We start from the raw sequence: 26,598 nt of genomic DNA, 5'->3' as shown, positions 1-26,598 counted from the left end.
TCGCAAAAGTACCACTAATATCCCAACCCACCAAATATTTTCAAGAGAACTTGAGCCAGTAGCCAGAAAGCAGTGGTCAGAGGTTAGAAAGCAGTGAACAGAATTAACCTCTGACCACTAACCCCTAATCACTGACCCCTGCCCTCAGCAATCAAGTTCAACGCACTCCCCGCCTTGAACCACGCTATTTGCGTCTCGTTATAGGTGTGATTTGCAGTGATCACATCGCGCGTGCCGTCTTTGTGCACAAAGGCTATATGCAAGGGCTTTTCAGGGGCAAAGTCCGTAAGGTCGAGAAAGTCAATCGTATCATCCTCCTGCACCTTGTCATAGTCAGCCTCGTTGGCAAAGGTCAGCGCCAGCATTCCTTGCTTCTTCAAGTTCGTCTCGTGAATACGCGCAAACGATTTCACCAGTACAGCCTTTACCCCTAAGTGGCGTGGCTCCATAGCAGCGTGTTCTCGCGACGAGCCTTCGCCGTAGTTGTGGTCGCCTACGATGATCGAAGGGATACCCGCTGCCTTATACGCGCGCTGCACCTTAGGCACTTCGTCATAAGCTCCCGTAAGGCAATTCTTCACCGAGTTCACCTGATGCGTAAAGGCATTCTCCGCACCGATAAGCATATTGTTAGAGATATTGTCCAAATGACCGCGGAAGCGTAGCCACTTGCCAGCCATTGATATATGGTCAGTTGTGCACTTGCCATAAACCTTGATGAGCAACTTCGCCCCTGTGATATTCTTCCCGTCCCAAGGCGCAAAAGGCGTAAGGAGCTGCAATCGGCTCGACTGTGGGTCTACTACCACTTCCACACTTGCCCCATCAACAGCAGGCGCTACGTAGCCCGCATCGTCTACCGCAAAACCACGAGTGGGCAACTCATCACCGTGAGGAGGTTCTAAACGCACCTGCTCACCCTTGTCGTTTACAAGTGTATCAGTGATAGGATTAAAATCTAACCGACCAGCAATTGCCAAGGCAGCTACCATCTCAGGCGACGTTACAAAAGCGTGTGTGTTAGGGTTGCCATCAGCACGCTTTGAGAAGTTGCGGTTGAAAGAATGCACTATCGTGTTCTTCTCCTGACGCTCCGCTCCCGCCCTGTCCCACTGACCGATACAAGGTCCACAGGCATTGGTAAACACCTTCGTGCCTAAGGCTTCAAACACTTTCAGCAGCCCATCGCGCTCAATGGTATACCTGATTTGCTCCGAACCTGGGTTGATGCCAAAGGCAGCCTTAGGGGTAATACCCTGATCCACCGCCTGCTGCACTACCGATACCGCACGACTCAAATCCTCATACGAAGAGTTAGTGCACGAGCCTATAAGCCCCCATTCTACCTTCAAAGGCCAGCCCTCAGCCCGCGCCACTTCCTTCATCTGAGAGATAGGCGTACCACGGTCGGGCGTAAATGGACCGTTGATATAAGGCTCCAATTCCGATAGGTCAATCTCAATAAGCTCGTCAAAATAGGCTTTGGGGTCAGCGTATACCTCAGGGTCAGCCGTGAGGTAGTCAGCTACAGCATCCGCAGCAGCTACCACCTCCGCTCTGCCTGTGGCATTTAGGTAACGCCGCATTGCATCATCGTAGCCAAAGGTAGAGGTCGTAGCCCCAATCTCAGCCCCCATATTGCAGATAGTGCCCTTACCCGTACACGAAAGCGACTGCGCTCCCTCGCCAAAATATTCCACAACAGCCCCCGTACCGCCTTTCACCGTAAGGATATCTGCCACTCTGAGGATCACATCCTTAGGAGCTGTCCAACCGTTGAGCCTCCCCGTGAGTTTTACCCCTATAAGGCGTGGGAACTTCAACTCCCAAGCCATACCAGCCATCACGTCTACCGCATCAGCACCTCCCACACCGATAGCAATCATCCCCAAGCCCCCTGCATTGACCGTATGCGAGTCAGTACCGATCATCATCCCCCCAGGGAAAGCATAGTTCTCAAGCACAATCTGATGGATAATGCCCGCACCAGGCTTCCAAAAGCCAATGCCGTACTTGTTAGAAACCGAAGCGAGGAAGTCAAACACCTCCTTACTCTGCTGTAAAGCAAAGGGCAAGTCGGTCGCAGCGCCTTCCTTTGCCTGAATGAGGTGGTCGCAATGCACCGTTGTAGGCACTGCCACACGCGCCTTGCCCGCTTGCATAAACTGCAAGAGCGCCATCTGCGCCGTAGCATCCTGACAGGCGATGCGGTCGGGTGCAAAATCCACATAGTCAGCCCCACGCACAAAAGCGCGCGTAGGCTGCCCCTCCCATAGGTGGGCATACAAAATCTTCTCAGTGAGGGTCAAAGGGCGTCCCAGCAATGTGCGTGCTGCATCCACACGCGCTGCCATTCGCGCATATACCCCGCGTATCATCTCAATATCAAAAACCATAATCCTAAGTGTTTATTAGCTTTAAGTATGCGCAAAGATACAAAGGTTTTCCAACACTAACAAATATTTAATGAAAAATATTTAAACCTAATATTATTTACAACGATTACATATTTATAGTATCAATAATTTGTATAATACAAAAATATCATAAAAACAAAACAAATCACCTTTTTTTATGAAAACCACAAAAAACGCCTCCCTTCTTTACATCGCTTCCTCTCAGCATAAATCTGAAATTTATAATCATTCTACCTAATTCGAACCACAAACGAAGCCGTAACGGACAGCACCCCGTATACTCCACTCTGGTAAACTTTCCTCCCGTCAAAGCCCACCCCGAGCTCGTTCCATCTCCTCCCTTAATCAATTATACATTATACATTGTCAATTATAAATTATTTCATATCTTTGCGCCTTCAGAACTACCCTTTGAGTAGCAATAAAGAAAGAGAACGCACCACACATTATAAATTATCCATTATACACTATACATTATAAAATGATACACTTCTTTAAAAATCAAGCGGAGACAATTTACGCGGTGCAGGCCGCAGAGGGGCTTTCGGCAGAGAGCGTGGAAAAACTCTCGTGGCTCTTTGGGCAGGCGGAGCACTTAGGTAGCGATACACTTCAAGGCACTTTTGTGGGGCCGCGTGCAGCGATGATCACCCCGTGGAGCACCAATGCGGTGGAGATTACCCAGAATATGGCTATCGAGGGCATTGTGCGCATTGAGGAATTTGCTGAGGTAGCGGCCGATTTTACAGGGTTCGACCCGATGCTACATCAGCGATATAACAGCCTTACGCAAGATATTTTTACGATTGCTATCACCCCTGAGCCAGTGCGACAGATTACGGATATTGCGGCGTATAACACAGAAGAGGGGCTCTCGCTGAGCACAGAAGAAGTGCAATACTTAGAACGGCTATCGGCAAAGCTGGGGCGGCCACTGACCGACTCTGAGGTGTTTGGCTTTTCGCAAATCAACTCGGAGCATTGTCGGCACAAGATCTTCACAGGCACCTTCGTTATCGATGGGAAGGAGCAACCGCTATCGCTCTTTAAGCTCATTAAAAAGACTTCGGAGGCGCACCCTAATCGGCTTGTATCGGCGTATAAAGACAATGTGGCGTTTATTAAAGGTCCTGCAGTGGTGCAGTTTGCCCCTGAGCGTGGGGACGTGCCTTCGCCTTTCACGGAAAAGCCTTTTGAGTCAGTAATCTCGCTCAAGGCTGAGACGCACAACTTCCCCACTACGGTTGAGCCGTTCAATGGGGCGGCTACAGGCTCGGGTGGTGAGATACGCGACCGCCTTGCGGGTGGGCAAGGGAGTTTACCGCTGGCGGGTACGGCGGTGTATATGACCGCTTACTCACGCTTAGAGGAGGGCAGACCTTGGGAAGGGGCAATGGCAGAGCGCGCGTGGCTCTATCAGACGCCTATGGATATCCTCATCAAGGCCTCGAATGGGGCAACAGATTTCGGTAATAAGTTTGGGCAACCGCTCATCGCCGGGTCGCTCTTTACGTTTGAATATGAAGAAAAGGCAACGGAAGGCGGGCGCAAGCTCGGTTATGATAAGGCGATAATGCTGGCGGGGGGAGTCGGTTATGGCAAGGAATCGCAAGCCTTAAAACATACCCCTAAGGCGGGAGATAAGATAGTAGTGCTCGGCGGTGATAACTACCGCATTGGTATGGGGGGCGCGGCCGTGTCCTCAGCGGATACCGGAGCCTTCGGATCGGGTATTGAACTCAATGCTGTGCAGCGTTCTAACCCTGAGATGCAGAAGCGCGCTGCCAATGCGATACGCGCCTTTGTAGAGGCCGATACGAACCCTATTGTTTCGATACACGACCACGGGGCAGGCGGGCACCTCAACTGTCTTTCCGAACTCATTGAGGAGACCGGCGGTCGCATCGATTTAGACGCCTTGCCTGTTGGCGACCCCACGCTCTCGGATAAAGAGCTCATCGGCAACGAGTCGCAGGAGCGTATGGGGCTGATCGTCCCTGAAGAAGCCCTGCCACAGTTGCGTGCGGTTGCTGAGCGAGAGCGCGCGCCTATGTACGTCGTAGGCGAGGTAACCGATGACAAGCACTTTGCTATCGTCTCAGAGAAACAAGGCACGCGTCCGCTCGACTTAGACCTCTCGGATATGTTTGGCTCCTCACCTAAAACCATTATGGAAGACCAAAGCGTGGCGCGCACTTATGAGGAATTCCATTACTTTGAGGGCAATATACTGCGTTATGTAGAGCAGGTGCTGCAATTGGAAGCCGTAGCCTCAAAGGACTGGCTCACTAACAAGGTAGACCGCTGTGTGGGCGGACGTGTAGCGCAACAACAATGCGTAGGTCCTTTGCAATTGCCACTCAGTGATGTGGGGGTAATGGCTTTGGACTTTAAAGGCAAAGAGGGCATCGCTACAGCTATTGGGCACTCGCCCCTGACAGCACTCATCGACCCAGCAGTGGGCAGCCGTAATGCGGTAGCTGAGGCACTGACCAATACACTTTGGGCACCCATAGCAGGTGGGTTATCGGGAGTATCGCTATCCGCTAACTGGATGTGGCCTTGCCGCAATACGGGAGAAGATGCGCGATTGTATAAGGCCGTAGCTGCCTGCTCCGACTTTGCTATCGCGCTGGGGATCAACATACCCACCGGCAAGGACTCCCTCTCGATGAAGCAAAAGTACAAAGACGCGGAGGTATTGGCACCTGGTACGGTTATCATCTCCTCAGTAGGGCATTGCACCGACATCAAACAAGTGGTGCAGCCTGTACTGAAACGCGGCGGGGGCAGTATCTATTATGTGAACCTCTCCTGCGATGCGTATCAGCTTGGCGGTAGTGCCTTAGCGCAGGTGCTCAGTAGTATCGGCACCACAGCTCCTGATGTGAAAGACGCAGCATACTTTAAAAAGGCGTTTGACGCTATTCAGACACTCATAAAAGAAGGAAAGATAGTAGCAGGGCACGACATCAACAGTGGGGGGCTTATCACCACCCTGCTCGAAATGTGCTTTGCCGATAACGATTTAGGGGCTACTGTAGACCTGACCGCCTTAGGTAAAGAAGACACCGTGAAAGTGCTCTTTGCAGAGAATGCGGGGGTAGTATTTCAGGCTGATAGTAGCGTTGAGAGCTATCTCGCTGCGCAAGGTGTAAAGGCAGTGAAGATAGGCGAGGTGAAAGGTGCAGGGGTGTTGCACGTGAAGAATGGTGAGGCAGCACTGCACTTCGATATTGCCGAGCTGCGCGACCTGTGGATGCTCACTTCCTACCTATTGGATAAACAGCAGACCCAGCGTGACAAGGCTACAGAACGTTACCAAAACTACACCGAGCAGCCTTTGGTATACGCCTTTCCAAGCCACTTTACAGGCAAGAGGCCCGCACGCCCTACCAAGCGACCTGTAGCGGCAGTGCTGCGTGAGAAGGGCAGCAACTCCGAGCGCGAGATGGCCAATGCCCTCTATTTGGCTGGCTTTGAGGTGCGCGATGTTTGTATGACCGACCTTATCTCAGGACGCGAAACGCTGGAAGAGGTACAGTTCCTCGGAGCAGTGGGCGGCTTCTCCAACTCAGACGTATTGGGCAGTGCCAAGGGCTGGGCAGGGGCATTCCGCTACAACGATAAGGCTAAACGAGCGTTGGAGAACTTCTTTAAACGCGAGGATACGCTATCAGTGGGTATCTGCAACGGCTGTCAGCTCTTTATGGAGCTGGAAGTCATCAACCCAGAGCACGCTGAGCACGGTAAGATGCACCACAACGACAGCGGTAAACACGAGAGCGGGTTTGTATCGGTGGTTATCCCAGAGAATAATTCGGTAATGCTACAAAGCCTTGCAGGTACACGCCTCGGGGTGTGGATCTCTCATGGCGAAGGGAAGTTTCACCTACCGCTACCTGAGAGCGACTATAACATCGTGGCAAAATACGCCTACGAGGGTTATCCTGCCAACCCTAACGGCTCCGACTACAATGCGGCAATGCTCGCCGACAAGAGCGGTCGCCACTTGGTAACGATGCCCCACATAGAGCGCAGTGCCTTCCCTTGGAATTGGGCGTACTATGAGGAAGGTAGAACAGATGAAGTGAGTCCGTGGGTAGAAGCCTTTGTCAATGCGCGGGAGTGGCTTACAGAGAAAGTTTAATGTATGGGTAGAATAAAATGGACTTTATTACTTATTGTCTTAGCTATGAATGTCAATGCTCAGACTGCTCATCATAAGCATCCTTCTGCAAAGGATAGTGTTATATTGTCTGATGGGGTAGTTGTCTTTCAGCGGAATATTAAGAGTCTTCAAGGGAATAAATGGCAATTGTGGTTTAGGAAAGGAGAAGAAGTAACCCTCATTGATGAAGTAGAGCACAAAAAGACATCGGATGAAGGGTTTCTTCGCTATTGGGATTCACAAAGGACGCCACTGCCCTACTTGTCAGATGCTTTTGAGGATAAAGGTCATCTTTACGTATTGCTCTTTAAAGACTTTGGAGCGATGTTGCAAGTCTATGACCTCCAAACGGCTATGCATCAGCAGGAGGTGTATATAGCATCTTGTGGAGGAGGAAGTATTGAGAATTTTGGCAGTTTTTTTGTTAAAGGGGTGTGTTGGGAATTTGACGGACAGTTATTTCTATATATTTCTACTGGGAGAAGTGTAGCTGCAAAGACAGAACGATTTGTATACAAAACAGATACCGACTTGGGTTGGGCTGCCGTCTACCCCTATTCACGTGATTACTATCAAGATGAAATAGTGCCTAACTTCGATCCTTTGAGTAGAGAAAGCAAAAGGTTACACTACATAGGTAAAGCACCATTTGTTGTGGGGTATTCTCATTATTACTTCTACAAACAGAACGATGGTAGCATTCGGATTTTAGAGTATAGCGAAACATCTCATAGATTGGTTACAGATAACAAGATATTTATTGCCGAATGGGCAGATAAGAACAAAAACAGTATTCAATTTAAAGAGGTTAATCTACAAAAAGATTAGCCTCTTTCTCTCTTATATAAAATGTGTAAAACGAGTAAGATACACATAGTTCGGTGTAATAAGTATACGAAAGAAGCTGTTTTTGAGTAAGAAACAAAAAGTTCTCTAAAATATTTATTTCGCTGACAATAAGTGTTTTATGAATAAAATAAGTATCTTTATAAAGTTTGGCACGCTATTTTCTATATATTAAGTGTAAGTTTGAGGGACGGGAGTTGCCAAGGGCTTACTAAAGTGCATTTAAATAGATTAAATGATAAAACAAATTACTGAAAAATTGCTATAAGAAACATTGTTAGATAAAAATTAAAATTAGACATTAAGACAAACATCTGAAAAACTAAAATTGCTAAAATAAACATTGTTAATTGAAATTACTATAAGAAACATTGATCATTAAAGCAAGAATTTGAAAAAAATTAAATTACTGAACAAAAATCATTTATTAAACTATTTAAAACAATTATTTTTCTATTTTTAAAACAGAAAATTTATGAAGAAAAAATACTTTTAAGTTTGTAAGTTCTTTATGAACTTAAAAGTATTAATTTTGGAGTTAGTAGTAGTATTTATATGCATTGTGAAAAGAGACTCTCCTGAAAAGGAGGGTCTTTTTTTATGCGTTATTGTTACCTTCTTCAATGGAAAGCCTTACCGTCTCTACTTTTGTCTCAGAACAAGCCTCAACAACGAACTTATAAGGGGGAATAGATATCACCTCTCCTTGCACAGGAATTTCCTGATTATGAAGTATTAATAAGCCGCCTAAAGTTTCGTAGTCTTCACTTTCAGGTAGGTCAAATTTGTAAGCTTCATTGAGGTACTCCACCTCCAAGCGAGCTGAAAATAAGTATTCACTATCTGAAATCTTCTCCTCAATAAAGTTGTCTTTGTCGTGCTCGTCTTCGATTTCACCGAAAAGCTCTTCTACAATATCTTCCAAAGTAAGTATTCCCGAAGTACCACCATACTCATCAAGCACCACAGCCATACTCTTGCGCTTGCGTGTCAGTAAGTTGAGCACTTCATTAATCTGCATTGTCTCAGGGATATTCACTATTGGGATAAGCACAGCCTTGATATTTTTAGGCTTTTTAAACATATCAAACGAGTGCACGTAGCCTACAATATCATCAATATTATCTTTGTATATCAGCACCTTAGAAAACCCTGATGAAACAAAAGTAGCAATGAGATTCTCAATGGTCTCATTGATGTCTACCGCTACAATCTCGGTGCGGGGTATCATAATCTCACGAGCCTTAACTCCTGAGAACTCCAAAGCATTCTGAAATATCTGTACTTCAGCATCTACCTCCTCTTTCTCAGGAATGTTCTCCATCTGCTCTGAGATGTAGTCCACCAACTCTAATTTAGTGAATGAAAGCGGCACATAATCACCTTTCGTTTTAAAGAAAACCCTCAACACAAAGTCTGATATCCAGATGACAAACTCCGACAAGGGCGAGAAGAGCACATAGAAGAAATAAGCAGGAATGGCAAATATTTTCAGTAGTTGATTGGCGTAGATCTGAAAGAACACCTTTGGCATAAACTCCGCAGTAATCAAAATGACAAGCGTAGATATCACCGTATGCCATACCACATTCTGAAAGAAAGGAGGTAGCATTGCTGTCATCACTTTGCCCATCACAAACCCGTATACTACCAAGGCAATGTTGTTTCCTACAAGCATTGTCGCCAACAACTTTGAGGGGCGACGCGTCAGCTTTGTAAGCACGTTGGCAATTACCCCTTCCTGCTTCTTGAGGATTTCAATATGCACTTTGTTCGACGATACATACGCAATCTCAAAGCCTGAAAAAAAGGCTGAAAGCACGAGAGTGATTAAGATAATTATTACCGAGACAGAGTCAATCATACTACTTTATATATTAAAAAACTGAGATGCCATTCACTGCAAAAAGCCCCCCAGCAATTTGCACGAACAACACCTCAGAAATATTCTATTGGATATCTTTACTTAGTTGCTTTAGCCTTGACAACCAGTTCAATATCATCGTTGATAAACTTATCCTTTAAGTTGTCAAACACTGATTTAGAACCGTATTTTACGCCAAAATCAACACGATTAATCTTAAATGATTTTGATACAATGCTCACAGCGTTGTCAGTAACAGTAACCGTTGCAGGGAAGCTAATTTCTTTGGTTACTTCCTTGATTGTCAAATCACCTGTAAGTGTCTTACCGTCAAACGATTTAAATACAAACTTTGCTGTTGGATACTTCTTCACATTGAAGAAATCGTCCGCAGCATCGTCTTTACCAGTGCCTTTAAGGTGCGCTTCAAGCATCTCCTTGCCGTCGCCAGCCTTCAAGTCTAAATCAGTGATGGTATTCATATCCAACACAAATTCAGCATTCTTAATAGCACCATTCTCAACGTTTACTCCACCAGAAGTTACATTTACAGTACCATTGTGTTTGCCCACTGGCTTCGAACCAATCCATTCCACTACCGACATCGGGTCTACTGCATAAGCAAATTGAGCAGCCTCAGCCTCGGTACCTTCTGGCACCATCATTTGCTCCGTTGTAGTGCTCTCTGTGTCAGCATTTTGCTGGGTGTTAGTGTTGTTGCAGCTCACAACAACCATAGCAGTTACTACTGCCAAACTTAGTGTGAGTTTTTTCATAAAGTGATCTTTTTATTAAATTAACACGGCAAAGGTAGAACAAATTTACAGAAACAAAAAATATTTATTGTTAAAATATGTTAATACGCCTGAAATTACACTTCAAAACCCTATGCCACAACCCCTAACCCCTAACCACTAACCCCTAATCCTCAAATACACATTCCTTCCACGCCGTAGCTTCTTTGTAGGCTGCCATTTCTCTATGAGGCACTACCACCTTGCCGCGATAGCCAAAGCTCTTGCTCACCGCGGGCGGCACTGTTGCCTTGCAGTGCAGTTCCTCCAAGCCACTCTTCTCAAAGGCTCCTAAGCCTATCTTCTCTACCGTGGCGGGCAATTTCAGCTCCTTTAAGGCAGTGCACCCGTAGAACACCTGTACGCCCAACGAGCGTGTGTACTTCGAGAGCTTTACTTCCTCCAAGGCAGTGCAGTTGTAGAATAAGCGCGAAGGCACCTCTACCACTGAGCGCGGTAGCTCTACGCGCTTAAGCGACTCACAGCCCGCAAAGGCGTATGCCCCCATAAACTTCACCTCCTCTGGCAGTGCGACCTCCTCTAACGCCTTGCAGCCGTTAAAAGCCCCGTATAGCAGCTCTGTCAATGCCAATGGAAACTGCACCTCACGCAGCGACACACAGCCTCTGAAAGCCTGCATATTGATTTTCTCCACCGTATCGGGGATCACCACCTGACGCAAACTCACACAATCCATAAAAGTATCGTTTTGAAGATGTTGCAGTCCGTGGGGCAATTGCGCTGCCACCAAACTGCTGCACCCGTGGAAGGCACTCGCCCCCAGAAATACCACCGTATCGGGCAACGCCACTGTCAGCAGCGACTTACACCCCTCAAAAGCATCGTCGCCCACACTCTCCAAGCCCTCGGGCAACTGCACCTCTCGCAGTGCCACACACAGGGCAAATGCTCCACGCTTTATGCGTTTTACCCCCGCAGGCAACACCATCTTCCTGAGCGACTTACACCCGTAGAAAGCCTCCTGCGGCACTACTGCGAAGCCTGCACCTTCGTAGCTCACTTCGCTCATCTTCGCACAATCCTTAAAAGCCGCAGCTCCCAACTGCCGCAGTCCTTCGGGTAGCGTTACCTTCTCCAAGGCAGCACAACCGCGAAACGCCTCATCGCCAATACTTTCCACCGAGTTGGGCAAGGCGATCTTCTCCAAGGCAGCACACTGCGCAAAAGCACCACGCCCGATCTCTACCACCGAGTTCGGCAGTGCCTCGACCGCCCTGAGTGCCGTACATCCCGCAAAAGCCTGTTCACCCAAGCGGGTTACCATACCGGAAAGCACCACGCGCCGCAGTCGCACGCAATCGGCAAAAGCGCGCCTATCAATGGCAGTAACTGTCCGCGTGAGCTCAATGACCCCATCGGAGGGAATCGCCGCGTTATCGCACCGCAACACCACCCCATCCTTGACGGAGAGTGCCCCCATACCCCTCTGTGCCACAACAAATTGACTGCAGATAAAAAACGCTATAAGAACGCAGTTAGTAATATATCTCATCGTAAAACTACTATTGAAAAACAAAATCCTAAGCGGCAAAAGTACGAAATAATGCCCAATGAGCAATGATTTTTTTAGAAATTAGAATTTAGAAATGAGAAATCAGTGGTCTTATGGCAGTGAACATAAAGTCGTAATCAGAGTGCAAAAGCCAACACAGAGGCTTGTCATTCCCCACTTCTATTTTCTATTTTTCTAATTTCTCACTTCAATTTTCTACTTTCTTATTTCTAATTTCAAAAAAAGTTGTATCTTTGCGCCATCTTTTTAAGAATACCGCAACACAACATTTTTCCACAGCAGCTAACACCTCATACCCCATACCTCACACCTCAAACCTAAGAGGAACCTAAGAGCAACGTAAGAGGAAGGTAAGAGCAACTCTACACGATACTTATACGATGCCTATACGATAACTATAAGATAATCCCACCTCAAAAGCACCATTTTACTGCGATATAGGCACTACCCTCGATTACGTATTATGCAATGATTATAACAATTTATTGAGAAAACAGTAATCAGAGAGCAGAGAGCAATGAGTAATGAGTAGAGAGCAGAGAGCAGAGAGTAAATTGCTAACGCACCGTACTCATTACTCATTACTCTTTACTCTTTACTCTCTACTTTTTACTCTCTACTCATTGCTCATTAAAAATTATTTCGTACTTTTGCCGCGAAATCAGCTTTCAGGCGTCAGTTTTTAGTTTTCAGAGTACACCGCAAAGGGCTTTTGCTCATAATCTGATCTCTGACCCCTGACCTCTGAAAACCTAAAAATCAATTTAACAATGAAAAAACATTTAGCAACATTCGCCGCAGCCCTGCTATTATTAGGAGCGTGCAGCAAAAACGACGACAACCCAACACCACCAACGCCCAACCCTGCACCCGCACCAACACCCCCTCCTCCTGCTGAGGAGAACTCGTTACTCCCTAAAAGAGCAATCTCTACTAATACCGATGGCTCTGTTGAGACGATAACCTACTCCTACGACGGCAATAGATTTAAGGGGAATACATCGCAAATCAAGAATAGCAAAGGCTCCCGCCAATCCTCAAGTACGCTCACTTATGAAGGAAATCTTCTCAGAATAGCTGAATCTAATGATGGTGAAAATCATTACAAAGGCACTTTTAACTACGAAAATGGACTGCTAAAAAGCAGAATATCTGAAAATTATACCGTATGGGACGATGGCACTATATACAGCTCTGTCGTCACCAACACCTACACTTACAGCGGTGGGCAATTAGCCTCTTGGAAGCAAACTTCCATAGGCACTGAAACTGCGAAAGGTAAGACAAGGACAACTACTTTTGTTGAGGAGAATACCCTTGAATATCTATCACCCACAGAGGTAAAAATCAAAGGGGTACACAATTCTGGAACAAATAGTGAGACCACTTATGCCAAGGTTTATTTAGATGCTGATGGCGATGTGCTGCGACACGAAAGTTTTGCAAAAGACGGCACCACCGTTGAGTACCATACAGAGTTTACTTATACCTCTGAGGGAGGCAACGATAAAATACTCGGTAAATTCAATGACACTTCTAAGTCTTCCCCAGAAAACCGCTTTGTCAATGGGGTGGAGCCCAGCAAAAAGAATAGGCTTACCAAAAAAGAGTACAGTGGTAGTAACCTAACGAAAGAAATCAATAACGAATATTTTTATGACGCCCAGAAACGCCTCGTAAAAACAATTGAAACCACTAAAACCCTCTATGCTGGGGCAACCTCTACCCAAACCACCGTATACGAATATTAATCTCAGCTTTCAGGCGTCAGCTTTTAGCTTTCAGAGCATACTGCAAAGGTGCTGTCTCAAGCCTAAAACCTGAGGCCTAAAGCCTTAAAAATCAATTTAATAATGAAAAAACATTTAGTAACATTCGCCGCAGCCCTGCTATTATTAGGAGCGTGCAGCAAAAACGACGATTCAACAGAAAGGGGTATATTCCCTAAAAAAATGAGAGTTACCACTGATGATGGCTCTTACGAAGCTACTTACACTGTGCGTGATGGCAAGCTCATCAGCATCAAAAGTACAAATGAAAATCTGGGTAGTTCCATAACCTTTACTTATGAGGGCAACCGCATTGTCAAGCAAGCATCAGAAAACGGTGATGGCGATCACAGCACCGATTCCTACACCTACTACGAAAACGGCTTGCTCAAAACTAAGGTTTCTGACCTTACAGAAATAGCGAAACGTGAGGGTAACGACCTCTCTAAGTACGACACTCACGAGGTTACTTCCTACACCTACGACGAGCAGAAAAGGCTTACCCGATGGGTAGAGGATAGAACCACGGTGCATATCGAAACAAAAAGTGGCACGACTACCACGACCACTGACAAAACTGAATACACCTACACCGCCGATTATAGTGCTTATCCTAAAGTAGTTGTAAAGATGACCTATAAGAGTAAAAACCCTAACGAGGTGCAACCTTACACCAGTACAACGGAATACCATAGCACCTTCGACGCCAAAGGCAGGGTAGTGCGCTATGAGAGATTTGATAGTAATGGCAAACTCGCTGAAACCACTGCCTACACTTATGAAGATGGCAAACACTTCCCTCTGGTGTATGACGCATTTGTTGCTATTCACCCTGAAGCTTTTTATAGAGGAGGTTCAGGAGCAGATTACCTGCCGCTCACTGAAAAAGAGACAGATGCCGATGGGGAGCTCCGAGAGGAAACAACCTACGAAAACACCTACGACGACCGTGGATTTCCTATAAAAATAGTAGAAAAACACAGAAGCCGCTATAAAGTGAATAACACTTGGAAACCTTGGGAGGAAAACACCGAAACCACCGTGTACGAATACTGATATTAGAGAGTAGAGAATAAAGAGTAGAGAGTAATGAGTTCGGTGCGTTAGCAATTTACTCTCTACTCATTACTCTCTGATCTCTGATCTCTGACCTCTGATCCCTAAAAACTAATCAAATGGCAAAAATAGCAAAAAACAGCCCTATGGCAGCCGTCTCGGGCAAATTAGGAACCCTTATATTCAAGCAAGTTAAGGGGCAAACCATCATCACTCGTGCCCCTGAGAAACCACGCAAAGAATCTGAAAAACAAAGGGAGCAACGCGAGAGCTTTCGCAAGGCTATCACCTACTCGCGCCGTGCCCGTAGCAACCCTGAGACCAATGCACTCTACACGGCTATTGCTGCTGCCAGTCCACGGAGTCTCACGGCGCACAATGTTGCCGTAACCGACTACCTCGCGCGCCCTGTTATCACCGCAGTAAATGCCGAAGGCTATACGGGCAGAGCAGGCGAGACCCTCGTCATCACCACTACCCACCCCGTGAAGGTCGTGAGCCTTAAGGTGCAACTCCTCACCTACGTAGGCGTAGTGGTTGAAGAAGGCATCGCCATCGAACACACTTCGCACCGCAATGAGGAGTGCCTTACCACCGAGTGGCATTACACCACCACAAAGGTCAATCCCCACCGTGAAGGCACACGCCTATCGCTGGTAGCCACCGATATACCTAAGCACGAAGTAAAAAAAACGTTTAAGATATAAGGGCAGAGAGCAGAAGTCAGTGATCAGTCCTGATCTCTGTTCTCTGACCCCCTAATCACTAACCTCTATGAAACAACCTTCATTACTCGGCGGTGCGATGATAGTCGCGGGTACCACCATTGGCGCAGGAATGCTCGCCAACCCCACAGCAACCTCAGGGGTATGGTTCGTAGGGGCAGTACTCGCCCTTATCTACACTTGGGGCTGTATGACGGCATCGGGGCTGATGCTCCTTGAGGTGAATATGTATTACCCTGAGGGTGCCAGCTTCTACACGATGGTCAGAGACCTGCTCGGCAGGGGGTGGAACCGTATTAACGGGCTGGCGATGGCTTTCACGCTCTATATCCTTACCTATGCCTATATCACCTCTGGGGTGGCATCACAGAGCGACTGCTCTCTGGAAGCACCCTACAGGTAAGCCATAGCGGTGGGGAACTACTCTTCTGCGGGGTGCTCACCTTTGCCGTATGGCTATCGACCAAGGCAGTGGATAGGTTCAGTACGGTGCTTATAGGGGGTATGGTCATTGCGTTCTTCTTCTCGACAGCAGGGATGCTATCTGGCGTTAAGGCTGAGATACTCTTCAACACCCTCGGAGAAGGTGATAGCCATTATCTGAGGTATCTATGGGTAGCCTTGCCCGTATGCTTAGTGTCCTTTGGCTTTCATTGCAACGTGCCCAGCCTTACCAAGTACTACCATAAGGATGCCAAGAAGGTATCGCGGGCTATCCTCATCGGTACGGGGTTGGCACTGCTGATGTACCTCCTATGGCAGACAGCGGTACAGGGCAACTTGCCCCGAGGTGCTTTTGCAGAGGTAACAGCCAAGGGCGGAGACGTGGCGACCTTGCTCGAGGCACTTGGGCACTATATCCGTGTGGACTATGTGGCTCCTGCGCTCGACTTCTTTGCCTATATGGCAATTGCCAGCTCTTTCTTAGGGGTAACGCTGGGGCTGTTTGACTATATCGCCGACCTCTTTAAGTTCAACGGTAGCCTCTGGGGCAGAACTAAGACGGCATTGGTAACCTTCCTACCCCCCTTAGCGATGAGTCTGCTGTACCCTTATGGCTTTGTCAAGGCGATAGGCTATGCAGGCTTGGCAGTAGCTATCTGGACGGTGATAGTGCCCGCCCTCCTCGTACGCGCTTTCCGCAAACGACACCCCGAAGGCGCAGGCTACAGGGTCTGGGGTGGCGAAGTAGTAATATGGCTGGTATTGGCATTTGGGCTGCTGAATATCTTAGCGATGCTGAAGACTTTAATATTTAATGGGTAATGAGTAAAGAGTAATGAGCAGAGAGTAATGATGTATGCTCAACTCTAATCTTCTATTTTTCTAATTTCTAATTTCCAATTCACTATGAAAAGACTTTTCTTTATTTTACTATCATTTTTTGTAAGTATTACCGCTTATGGCCAGCACCATCTCAGGGCGGTGTTGTGGGATAAGCAGGCAAAAGCACCTGTGGTATATGCTACGGTGGTCAGCGGTCAGGCGTATGCTATCAGCAATGAGGAAGGCGGCTTTGAGATTTCTTCCTCAGAGGGGGCGCTGCACATCGATTGCTTGGGCTATGAGTCGCTGAGCAGTAGCTTTACGGCTTTGGCAGGGCGTGATACCCTCTACCTTAGCCCCAAAACCTTTGTGCTTGAGGAGGTAACCATAGACCCGAACGAGAGCTATCGACAGATGGTGAAGGCTATTGATAAGTGGTATGCGCTCGATACGCATAAGGAACGGTTCTTTATACGTTGCTTATTGCGCAAGAATGGACAGATAGAGAAGCTCATCGACATTGTAGGTAAAGTTGAGAAGAAGGCTTTGATGGGTACGCCAACTAAGCCATTTCCCAAGAAACCCTACAAGGTAGAGATAGAGCAGCTGCGTGTGGCGGCAATCAATAGCAGTAAGGTGTATAAAGTAAATATGCCTGAACTAGCTGATGCCTTTATGGGATTGGCGGTGATGGGTACTCCTGTGGATCACTTTTGGCATAAGAAGCTCAAAGGCGAAGGCAGTGCTGAGGATAAGATTGAGTTTGGCAATAAGGATACGAAGCAGGTGAAAACGAGCGGTTATTACCTGATGGACAATGAGCGTTGGGTGCCTAAGCAGTTTGCGATGAGCGCTGATAACATTGCTATGGACTACAAAAAGAACTTCTGGGGACTGAAACATAGAGTTTTACATAGAGAACACCGCTCAGACTTTGCGCTTAACCCTGCTACGGGTAAATATCAATTGGCGCGAGGAACGCTCCTCAATAAGCAGGAAGTGCTTTCAAAGGAGGGTACGGATATTTTTGAGCTTTATTACTTTTACGATGCACAACCCCTGCCAATGAGTGAACCCTTGAAAGAGAATGCTTCTGTGGAGAAGGATATGTTTAAGCTCAAATTCCCTTATAATGCAGCGTATTGGGAACACAACAATGTGCTGCTTCTCACCGATGAGATGCAGGCGTTTATCAAGCGCGTAGGTAGTGAGAAGGAGTTTAAGACAGTAACAAACTTGAGGAGTAGTGAATAATGAGATATGTCCTCTGCCCACTAACCTCTGATTCCTAATCCCTGACCGTTGACCTCTGAAAAAATTCCTCATTCCTCATTGCCAATTATTCATTAAAAAGTAGTACTTTTGCCGCCGAAATAGATTTCTAATTTCTATTTTCTAACTTCAGATAAATGAATAAAATACTAATAGCAGGCACATTAGCTTTTGACCAGATAGAGACACCCTTTGGCAAAAGTGAAGTGATTATGGGTGGGGCTGCAAACTATATCGCTATTGCAGCAGCACAGTTTGGCGTACCGCAAGCAGTGGTCTCGGTGGTAGGTGAGGACTATCCACAGGCATTTTTAGACTTACTCCGTGCCCGAAAAGTTGATACCTCAGCAGTCGAAGTAGTACGTGGAGGAAAGAGTTTCTTTTGGAGTGGTCGTTACCACAACGATATGAACGTCCGCGACACCTTGGATACACAGCTGAATGTGTTAGCGGATTTTAAGCCTGTAGTGCCTGAGGCGTTTCGCAAGGCAGCTATTGTGATGCTAGGGAACTTACATCCCCAATTGCAGCTCGACATCTTAGCACAGATGGATCACAAGCCCACCCTTGTAGTGCTTGACACGATGAACTATTGGATGTACCACACTTGGGATTTACTCCAAGAGGTCATCGCTAAGGTGGATGTGATCACTATCAACGATGAGGAGGCACGGCAACTTACTGGAGAATACTCTTTAGTGAAAGCCGCACAGCGCATTATGGCAATGGGAGCTCGCTTTGTGATCATCAAGAAAGGCGAGCACGGGGCACTGCTCTTCCATAAGAGTCAAGTGTTCTTTGCCCCAGCCTTGCCTTTGGAAGAGGTGTTTGACCCTACAGGTGCTGGCGATACTTTTGCTGGGGGCTTAGTGGGTTACCTTGCTAAGAGTGGCGATTACAGTTTTGCCAATATGAAGAACGCAGTAGTGCACGGATCGAATTTAGCGTCCTTCTGCATTGAGAAGTTTGGTTTAGAGCGTATGCTTAGCCTCAGTGAAGAAGAATGTAACGAACGACTGAGACGCTTTGCAGAACTGACCCAGTTTGAGATAGAAGTTAATACTTAGAAGTCAGAGATCAGAAGTCAGTACGGAGAACTCTACACTGACCCCTGACCTCTGATCCCTGATCAGTAAAAACACAAATATGTTATACAAAAGAAGTAGTGAGCTATTTGCTCAAGCCAAGAAAGTATTGCCTGGCGGGGTAAACTCGCCTGTAAGGGCTTTTAATGCCGTAGGGGGCGACCCTATCTTTATTAAAGAAGCGAAGGGAGCTTACCTCTACGATGCCGATGGGCGGCGGTATATCGACTATATCGCCTCGTGGGGTCCGCTTATCTTAGGGCACGCCTATCCCCCCGTAATTGAGGCAGTAGTCGAGCGTGCACACAAAGGTACGTCCTTTGGTATCCCCACCGAAGTAGAAATACGCATTGCAGAGCTCGCTGTGAAGATGGTGCCTCATATCGATAAGATACGCTTTGTAAATAGCGGTACGGAGGCTTGTATGAGTGCTATACGCTTAGCGCGTGGATATACGGGTAGAGAGAAGATCATTAAGTTTGTAGGCTGTTATCACGGGCACGCCGATGCCTTTCTCATCGAAGCAGGCAGTGGAGGGGCGACCTTTGGCAGTCCTAATAGCCCTGGTGTTACCCAAGGCACCGCTAAGGATACACTGCTGGCAAACTATAACGACCTCACCTCCGTGAAGACACTCTTTGAGGCAAACCCTGAACAGATTGCCGCTGTGATCATCGAGCCTGTAGCAGGCAATATGGGTTGTGTGCCCCCTGCTGAAGGATTCTTAGAAGGCTTGCGTAAACTCTGTACTGAAAATGGAGCTTTGTTGATATTTGATGAAGTGATGACAGGATTCCGCTTGGCAAAAGGCGGTGCTCAGGAAGTGTTTGGCATTGCCGCCGACATCGTAACCTTTGGGAAGGTCATCGGTGGGGGACTGCCCGTTGGTGCCTTCGCAGCACGCGCCGAAGTGATGGATCACTTAGCCCCCGACGGGCCCGTTTACCAAGCAGGCACCCTCAGTGGCAATCCACTGGCGATGAGCGCGGGGCTGGCAATGCTTACCGCCCTCAATGAGCACCCAGAGGTCTTTGATAGCCTTGCCAAGAAGACCGCTTACCTCCATAAAGGCTTTGATAAAGTACTCAATGAGGCAGGCATTCCCCACCAGATCAACAGCTTTGGCTCGATGCTTACGCCCTTCTTCACCGACACGCCTGTGATGGACTTTGCCACCTCTGCTAAGAGCGACACTGAGCGATTTAAGCGGTATTTCCACGGAATGCTGGCAGGAGGTGTATACCTGCCGCCAAGTGGCTTTGAAAGCTACTTCCTGAACGATGCGCTCACTTATGACGACCTTGACCAGACTATAGATGCACTTCGCAAGTGTAAGCTGTAAAATGCTTCGCAGGTCTGAGGTGTGAGGTATCAAAAGCGAGAAGCAAGTAGTGAATGACTAACTACTTGCTTCTCGCTTTTTTATTATTTGTTAAAGGCTTAATAATACTTAATAGTGCGCTTCGTAATGCTCTTTTCTTTGCCATTTTTGTATTCCTTTTCTTCTATCCAATTGTTATGAGAGTCGTACTTATAAACGTAAGTGATAATATCTTTAGTATGGCCTGATATATCATTTAAAACCATTTCTGTCATATCACCCTGAGTGTTGTATTTCATCGTGGTGATAGCTCTTGTTTTACCTTCTTCTATATGTTTAATTTCTATATTATTACCCTTGCTATCGTACTTGTAAAGAGTTATATCGGTCTCTTTTACATTCTTGTGATTTACCATTGTAAATAACTCTTGGATGAGCTGTCCTTTGCTGTTGTAAGTGTAGTGCGTGCTACTATTGAGTTTCCCTTTGGGGTCATAGCTTACATCTTTGGCAATATTTCCGCTGGGGTGGTAGGTGATATCTTGCCATTGCTTATTGCTGGGGCGAATGATGTGCCAAGCAATAAGTTTCCCTTCAGAATTATACTTAAATTGATAGTAAGGGTAGGTTTCTTCCTCAGTATAGATTTTCAGCATAGTTATGTTACCTTGTGCATCATACAGATAGCTAACTTTGGCTTCAAGAGCTTTATTTTTATGTAGCCACAGCCGTTCGGTAACGTTGCCCTTAGCATCTTTTTTCTCACTGTAAGTGCCTTTTACCATCAAATCCCAATCATTGAGAATCGAGTGCCCAGCCTTATCAAATAGACGTATTTCAGTCTCAATAGGAGTCCCTTTCTTATCAACTTCCACAATCTCAGCATACGAGTCGCCAACATATTTATGGATAAACTTACGAGCCCCCTTATCTTCAAAATGAGCAATAATGCTGCCTTGAGAGTCATACGTATAGCCATAGAGATCATACACTACGGACTTTACATTTCCCCTAAGTCCATCGTTTTGTCGGTCTGACTTCTTTTGTGCTACAGCCGATAAAGTCATTAAGCTGATGATGATAAATAATTTGTAACGCATCTTTTACTGTTTTTTATAGTGGTGCAAGCTATTTCAGATTCATTTATATGGCAAAGATACAAATAAATTCCTTAGAAAAGAGTATCTTTGCACTTTAATTTAATTTTTAAAGTAATGAGGGGATATTTTTACACTCTTTTGAGTCTGTTTGCTGTGGGGTTCTATAGCTATGGACAGGATTATTCTGATTATATAGAGGCAGGACTTTACGCCTCTACCTATCAGGTAGAAGAAGTGGTGGTCAGTAGTGATCATAAGGAAGCAGTGCTTGCTTACACCATCGACTTGAAAGCTGAAAAGCTCGCCGAGGGCTATAAGGTACAGTTGCAAACGCGTCATCAAGACTTCGACACCAAGCTTGAGGATTTGGCGGCCGCTTGTATGCAAGCTATTGAGCCTCTGCATTACCGTATTGGCAAAGAGGGCGGTATTGCTGAACTCTTAGACCACAAAGGGCTTGTGGATAACTTCAAGAAAGCGCGCCCTAAGATAGAGGGCTACTTTGTAGGAGATATTGCCAAGCGCTTTATCAATGCTTTTCAGCAGCGTATCGGTGATGAGGCATTTGTGACTGATCGTTTAAAGTCGCTCTTGCTCTCACAGCTCCTTTTTCCTAAGAAGTTATGGTTTGCAAAGACAAAGTTCACCACTGACTTTTCCCCTATGCAAGGGGCTGCCTTTTTGCCTTATCAATGTACGGCAGAAAGTACTGCAAAGGGAGGAGTCATCACTGTGCATATCAAAGGGACGGAACAAAAGTCGGACAGTGAGATAGAGCTCACTTACCACATTGATAAGAAAAGCAAGCAGTTGCAGCGTATTGAGGCAAACATAGAGATGGGCTCAGGAGAGAAACATACGATGAAGATTAAAAAATAAGGGTAAAAAGGTTTTCTACAAAAGAGCTTTTTAATAGAATAGCTACTGATTTAGAGTGTATTCGATGGCGGTTCGTTGTAGATTCGTTTTTTATCCGTATCAGGTATAGGGCGGGTCGTAGAAAATATTTTTATTTGTTTAGCGCCGTTTGGCATATTTTTTGAGGGAGGTTTCCCGCCAACTTTATAGTCGAACATCAAATGTAAACCTATTATGAAGTATTATTTTTTAATTTTTGTAGCGGGCATCTCGTGCGCATTTTGCACGAATAAACGCCCTGTAAGTAGGAGCACTACAGAAGCTCCACAAACAGAAGAGATTGCAATGAAAAAAGCTAATGACAAACAAGGACAGAAGTCCGAAATTTATTTTGCTGGAGGGTGCTTCTGGGGTACAGAGCACTTTTTTAAACAGGTGCGAGGGGTTGTATCCACTGAGGTGGGCTACGCTAATGGCAAGACGAAGAACCCTTCGTATGAGGATGTAAAGCACGGCAACACTGGTTTTGCCGAAACTGTCAAAGTGGTTTACGATACACAACAGATTGACTTAGAGCAGCTCTTGGATCTGTATTTCAAAATTATAGATCCGACTTCGCTCAACAAGCAGGGCAATGATGTGGGGACGCAATACCGCACGGGGATTTATTACACTCAGGCGGGGGATAAGGCGCTGATCAAAGCGGCTGTGGCTGAGGTAGCTAAGCAATACAGCGAGCCGATTGTGGTGGAGGTTTTGCCTTTGAAGAACTTCTATACGGCTGAAGAATACCATCAGGCGTATTTGGATAAGAACCCCGATGGGTATTGCCATATCTCGCCTGCGCTGTTCGAACTGGCACGCAAAGCGAACCCTGCACCTTCTTATAAGAAAATGACAAAGGCTCAGCTAAAGAAGACCTTAACCCCTGAGCAGTATGCTGTTACACAGGAAAATGCCACAGAACGTCCATTTGAGAATGCCTACTGGAATGAGTTCCGCGAAGGTATTTACGTGGACATCACTACGGGCGAGCCTCTGTTCGTATCTACGGATAAATTTGAGTCGGGTTGTGGCTGGCCGAGCTTTTCTAAGCCTATCGACAAGAAGCTCATCAAGGAGAATGTGGACACTTCGCACCAGATGACGCGTACGGAAGTGCGCAGCAAGACAGGCAATGCGCATTTGGGGCACGTATTTACCGATGGGCCTAAGGAACGGGGCGGCTTGCGCTATTGTATCAACAGTGCCTCGCTGCGATTTATTCCTAAAAAGGATATGAAGAAAGAGGGTTACGGAGCTTATTTGTCTCTTTTGAAGAAGTAGAAAAAGTTATTATTTGTTACTCTGTAGCACGGTCGGAGGGCTTATTCACAAGGCTTTCGCACCGTGCTACTATTTTGTGCGAGACCACCTGAGGTTGTAAAAATGTTAGAATAATGACGGAAATGTTTGCGTGTTTTGTACTATTTTCGTAATTTCGCAGCGTTATTCTGATATATTATGGATTTTAAGGGTCATTTGCGTTATATTTTCTCGGGATTTATCGTTGTTTTTCTCGCCTTGTGGAGTGGTGTACTTGCTGCCCAAAGCCTGCTTGAGGGCTTTACCCCGCCTGTGGGCAATATCTTGCCGAGCACTTATGGGGCGGGTATGCAGAATTGGGGCGTGGCTCAGGATAAGCAGGGGGTGCTGTACGTGGCAAATAACCAAGGACTGTTGGGCTACGATGGCAGGCGTTGGAGGTTGCACCTGTTGCCGAGCAAGAAGACAGCGCGGGCGGTGTTTTCCGATGGCAAGGAAGCGCGCTCGCGGGTATATGTGGGGTCGTTTGAAGAGTTTGGCTACTTTGAGCGCAACGCCCAGAACAGCTTGGTATACCACTCCTTAAAATCCCTGTTGAAAGACTATAAGTTTGAGAATGACGAGGTTTGGAAGATAGTGCGCTTCGGTGGTAAGGTCTATTTCCAGACATTCCGCTCGTACTTTGTGTACGATGGGCAGCGGGTGCGTGCGGTGAACCCTTCGCCTGCCCCTTATACGATGTTCGTAGTACAGCACAAGCTCTATATGCAGACCATCTACGGCGGACTCTATGAGATTGACGAGGATGGGGCTACCCGCTTGGTGCTCAGCAAGGAACGCTTGGCGGGCAACCACGTGATCGCTGGTTTTGAGAGCGAAGGCAGACTGCTGCTGCCCACGATGCGCGGCGGGGTGCTACTTTACGACCCTAAGAGCGACCTCTTGCAGCCTTTTAAAACCGACTTTGACCCGCTCTACCCCCAGACGACTCTCAATAGGGCGGTGCTCACCAGCGATGGGAAGCTCATCCTCGGCACCCTCGGCGAAGGCGTGCTTGCCATAGAGGCGAAGAGCGGCAAACGCCTATGGCGCATCAGCAGAAGCAACGGACTGAATAACAACACGGTGCTCGGCTTGCTCGAGGACGCCCAGCACAACCTTTGGGCAGCACTCGACAACGGCATTGCGCAGATACAATGCCAATCGAAATTGCTGTTTTTAGGGTTGCCCAACACCATTGAGTTAGTGAGTGATATGGCACAAGCGGGCTCGGATTACTACTTAGGCTCGAACAAGGGCGTTTACAAACTGCGTGGGGGTAGCATCAGTGCGTTTGCGAATTTCAACAACCAGACGTGGTTTGTGAAGCGGTTTGACAATCAGGTGTTTGTAGGGCATAACAAGGGCACTTCGGAGATAGAAGGCGATCGGTTGGTGTCGCTGCCCAATGTGGGGGTAGGCGGAATGTGTCTTGCCAAGGGCGTGATTCACGGGCAGGAGGTGCTCATAGGCTCGTCGTACACCTTTTTGACGGTCTACAAGAAGAATGCGCAAGGCAGGTGGATGGCAGACCACATCATCGACGGTTTTTCAGACCTTATCGACCGTGTGGAGATAGACCCAGCGGGCAACCTGTGGGCTGAGCACCTTTACAAGGGCATTTACCGCATTGCCTTGGAGAAAGACTTGCGGCACATCAAGCAGCAAACCCCTTACAATGCACTCGGCAGCAATGCCCCTTATGGGCGGGTGAAGTTGCTGCGCCTTCGCGGGAAGATAGTGCTGGCGGACGGCTATCAATTCTACACCTACGACGAAGACCAGCAGCAAGTGGTGCCTTACCAGCTGCTCAACCGCCAGCTCAAAGACCTTGTGAAGACGCAGCGCATCGTAGCCGTGAACGACAATCTGTTTTGGTTCATCACCGACTCCGATTACTTTTTGGTGCATCACAGCAAAGGCAGTTACGCAGCGGTAGACCGCATTCCGTTTTCGGGGCTTGCCAAGCCTGCCAACGAGCAGCGGGCAACGGTGTTTGTGGACGAGCGCGGGCAGTCGTTCTTCTGCTTAGATGGCAGCATCGCTATGTACGTGCCTCAGCAGGCGGTGAGCAAGGTGCCCAGCGGACTGCAATTGCGCTCGCTGCTGAGCTATGACAGGGATAGCGACCAATACGTGCACGAAGCCCTCGGTGGGCACTTGGAGATCGACTACAACCGCAATTACTTGGTATTCCAATTTCAATACCCCAACTTTACGCCCGAGGGCGAGCGGCTGCTCTATTTCTTAGAAGGCTATGACAAGCGTTGGGGCGAAGCCTCAGCGGATTTCAGCCTTGTGTATCAGAGTCTGCCACAGGGCAAATACACCTTACAAGCAAAGGTGGTGGACAACTTAGGCAAGGAGCTTTCAAGCTTTTCACTGCCTTTTGAGATCACCACACCGTGGTACAAGAGTCTTTGGGCGTATGTGCTCTATGGATTGCTGTTTCTGGCGGGCTGTGTGATGCTCAGTGCGCTATTTTTCCGCTACCGAATGAAGAAGAAAGAGCGTGCTTTCTTGCGCGAGAAGCTCCGCAAGCAACGCCAATTGGAACAGCAAGAGCGTGAGATCACCGCTCTGCAAAACCAGATGCTCGCCACGGAATTGGAGCACAAGAGCAAGGCACTGGCTGAGGCGACGATGATGAACATCAAGCACGACGATTTTTTGCAGCACCTCACCGTACGGTTAGAGCAGTTTTTCGCCGACCACAAAGTAGGCAAGATGCAAAGTCGCCCCCTCATACAGTACGTGCGTGAGAATCGGTCGCAGGAAGACCAATGGCAGGTGTTCCAGGAGAACTTTGATATGATTCATACAAACTTTTTCCACAACCTCAAGGAGCAATATCCAGAGCTGACTGCTACCGACCTGAAACTGTGTGTACTACTGCGATTGAACTACACCAGCAAGGAGATAGCAGCGATGCAGGGCGTATCGATACGCGGGGTGGAAACTGCCCGTTATCGTCTGCGAAAGAAACTGAAACTCGCAGAAGAGGAGAACCTCTACGATTTTTTTACGAACTTTAACCGATAGAGATTTAACATTTCAGAGATCTGATTACCATATTATTAACGATTGTTGTAGTAGTGCTGACGTAGTACGTTAAATGGCGATTTTAGGCGTGTAGTAGCAAAAGCGAAGGCGAATATTTGGCAGGTTACACTAAG

At 47.1% G+C, this 26,598-nt stretch carries 16 protein-coding genes and 1 pseudogene; 12 read left to right on the top strand and 5 right to left on the bottom strand.

Annotated elements, in window-relative coordinates:
- Positions 1 to 128: 128 nt before the first annotated feature.
- Positions 129 to 2,396 (bottom strand): aconitate hydratase, encoded by a 2,268-nt coding sequence (locus tag AXF12_RS02850; protein WP_066428145.1) that lies wholly within the window; start codon positions 2,394 to 2,396, stop codon positions 129 to 131.
- A 502-nt stretch (positions 2,397 to 2,898) separates the two neighbouring features.
- Between AXF12_RS02850 and purL the strand changes: the two genes are divergently transcribed.
- Both purL and AXF12_RS02840 read left to right on the top strand, forming a co-directional pair.
- The gene (gene purL / locus AXF12_RS02845) at positions 2,899 to 6,567 is read left to right on the top strand and encodes a phosphoribosylformylglycinamidine synthase (RefSeq protein WP_066428143.1); all 3,669 of its coding nucleotides are present in this window, start codon (positions 2,899 to 2,901) and stop codon (positions 6,565 to 6,567) included.
- A gap of 3 nt (positions 6,568 to 6,570) precedes the next feature.
- The gene (locus AXF12_RS02840; protein ID WP_143325031.1) at positions 6,571 to 7,416 is read left to right on the top strand and encodes a hypothetical protein; all 846 of its coding nucleotides are present in this window, start codon (positions 6,571 to 6,573) and stop codon (positions 7,414 to 7,416) included.
- A 616-nt stretch (positions 7,417 to 8,032) separates the two neighbouring features.
- On the opposite strand, the gene AXF12_RS02835 is transcribed toward AXF12_RS02840, so the two are convergent.
- The 3 genes from AXF12_RS02835 to AXF12_RS02825 all read right to left on the bottom strand — a co-directional run bounded on the left by AXF12_RS02835 (position 8,033) and on the right by AXF12_RS02825 (position 11,548).
- Entirely contained in the window at positions 8,033 to 9,298 is a 1,266-nt protein-coding gene (locus AXF12_RS02835; protein ID WP_066428140.1) for a hemolysin family protein, read from the bottom strand.
- Between the two features lie 98 nt (positions 9,299 to 9,396).
- Positions 9,397 to 10,074: a YceI family protein gene (locus AXF12_RS02830; protein WP_066428138.1), complete on the bottom strand. Its 678-nt coding sequence runs from the start codon at positions 10,072 to 10,074 to the stop codon at positions 9,397 to 9,399.
- 145 nt (positions 10,075 to 10,219) lie between these two features.
- Positions 10,220 to 11,548: a leucine-rich repeat domain-containing protein gene (locus AXF12_RS02825; RefSeq protein WP_236853734.1), complete on the bottom strand. Its 1,329-nt coding sequence runs from the start codon at positions 11,546 to 11,548 to the stop codon at positions 10,220 to 10,222.
- Positions 11,549 to 12,396: 848 nt separating this feature from the next.
- On the opposite strand from AXF12_RS02825, the gene AXF12_RS02820 reads away from it, so the two are divergent.
- The 7 genes and pseudogenes from AXF12_RS02820 (at position 12,397) to hemL (ending at position 20,141) form a co-directional block, all read left to right on the top strand.
- Positions 12,397 to 13,377, top strand: a complete 981-nt coding sequence (locus AXF12_RS02820; RefSeq protein ID WP_066428134.1) for a hypothetical protein — start codon at positions 12,397 to 12,399, stop codon at positions 13,375 to 13,377.
- 102 nt (positions 13,378 to 13,479) lie between these two features.
- Positions 13,480 to 14,451 carry a hypothetical protein gene (locus AXF12_RS02815; RefSeq protein WP_066428132.1) on the top strand — a complete coding sequence of 324 codons (972 nt, stop codon included), beginning with the start codon at positions 13,480 to 13,482 and terminating at the stop codon, positions 14,449 to 14,451.
- Positions 14,452 to 14,570: 119 nt separating this feature from the next.
- Positions 14,571 to 15,158 carry a hypothetical protein gene (locus AXF12_RS02810; RefSeq protein WP_066428130.1) on the top strand — a complete coding sequence of 196 codons (588 nt, stop codon included), beginning with the start codon at positions 14,571 to 14,573 and terminating at the stop codon, positions 15,156 to 15,158.
- A 67-nt stretch (positions 15,159 to 15,225) separates the two neighbouring features.
- Positions 15,226 to 16,442, top strand: a pseudogene (locus AXF12_RS02805) (aromatic amino acid transporter).
- A gap of 84 nt (positions 16,443 to 16,526) precedes the next feature.
- Positions 16,527 to 17,696, top strand: coding sequence for a hypothetical protein (locus tag AXF12_RS02800; RefSeq protein ID WP_066428128.1), 1,170 nt, complete (start codon positions 16,527 to 16,529; stop codon positions 17,694 to 17,696).
- 155 nt (positions 17,697 to 17,851) lie between these two features.
- Complete coding sequence (locus AXF12_RS02795) at positions 17,852 to 18,781, top strand: PfkB family carbohydrate kinase (protein WP_066428126.1); 930 nt, start codon at positions 17,852 to 17,854, stop codon at positions 18,779 to 18,781.
- Between the two features lie 79 nt (positions 18,782 to 18,860).
- Complete coding sequence (gene hemL / locus AXF12_RS02790) at positions 18,861 to 20,141, top strand: glutamate-1-semialdehyde 2,1-aminomutase (RefSeq protein ID WP_066428125.1); 1,281 nt, start codon at positions 18,861 to 18,863, stop codon at positions 20,139 to 20,141.
- A 98-nt stretch (positions 20,142 to 20,239) separates the two neighbouring features.
- Here the strand turns inward: hemL and AXF12_RS02785 are convergent, their stop codons facing one another.
- Positions 20,240 to 21,220 (bottom strand): hypothetical protein, encoded by a 981-nt coding sequence (locus AXF12_RS02785; protein ID WP_066428123.1) that lies wholly within the window; start codon positions 21,218 to 21,220, stop codon positions 20,240 to 20,242.
- Between the two features lie 114 nt (positions 21,221 to 21,334).
- Here AXF12_RS02785 and AXF12_RS02780 point away from each other — a divergent pair, with 114 nt between their 5' ends.
- The 3 genes from AXF12_RS02780 (at position 21,335) to AXF12_RS02770 (ending at position 26,464) form a co-directional block, all read left to right on the top strand.
- Positions 21,335 to 22,099 carry a hypothetical protein gene (locus AXF12_RS02780; RefSeq protein WP_066428121.1) on the top strand — a complete coding sequence of 255 codons (765 nt, stop codon included), beginning with the start codon at positions 21,335 to 21,337 and terminating at the stop codon, positions 22,097 to 22,099.
- Between the two features lie 213 nt (positions 22,100 to 22,312).
- A complete protein-coding gene (gene msrB / locus AXF12_RS02775; protein WP_066428118.1) occupies positions 22,313 to 23,404 on the top strand; it encodes a peptide-methionine (R)-S-oxide reductase MsrB in 1,092 nt (363 codons plus the stop codon).
- A gap of 177 nt (positions 23,405 to 23,581) precedes the next feature.
- The gene (locus tag AXF12_RS02770; protein WP_082752962.1) at positions 23,582 to 26,464 is read left to right on the top strand and encodes a triple tyrosine motif-containing protein; all 2,883 of its coding nucleotides are present in this window, start codon (positions 23,582 to 23,584) and stop codon (positions 26,462 to 26,464) included.
- The last annotated feature ends 134 nt before the right edge of the window (positions 26,465 to 26,598 follow it).

It is taken from the genome of Capnocytophaga haemolytica, from assembly GCF_001553545.1.
In the GTDB taxonomy this organism is placed as follows: Bacteria; Bacteroidota; Bacteroidia; order Flavobacteriales; family Flavobacteriaceae; genus Capnocytophaga; species Capnocytophaga haemolytica.
This window is presented reverse-complemented; position numbering and strand designations above follow the sequence as displayed.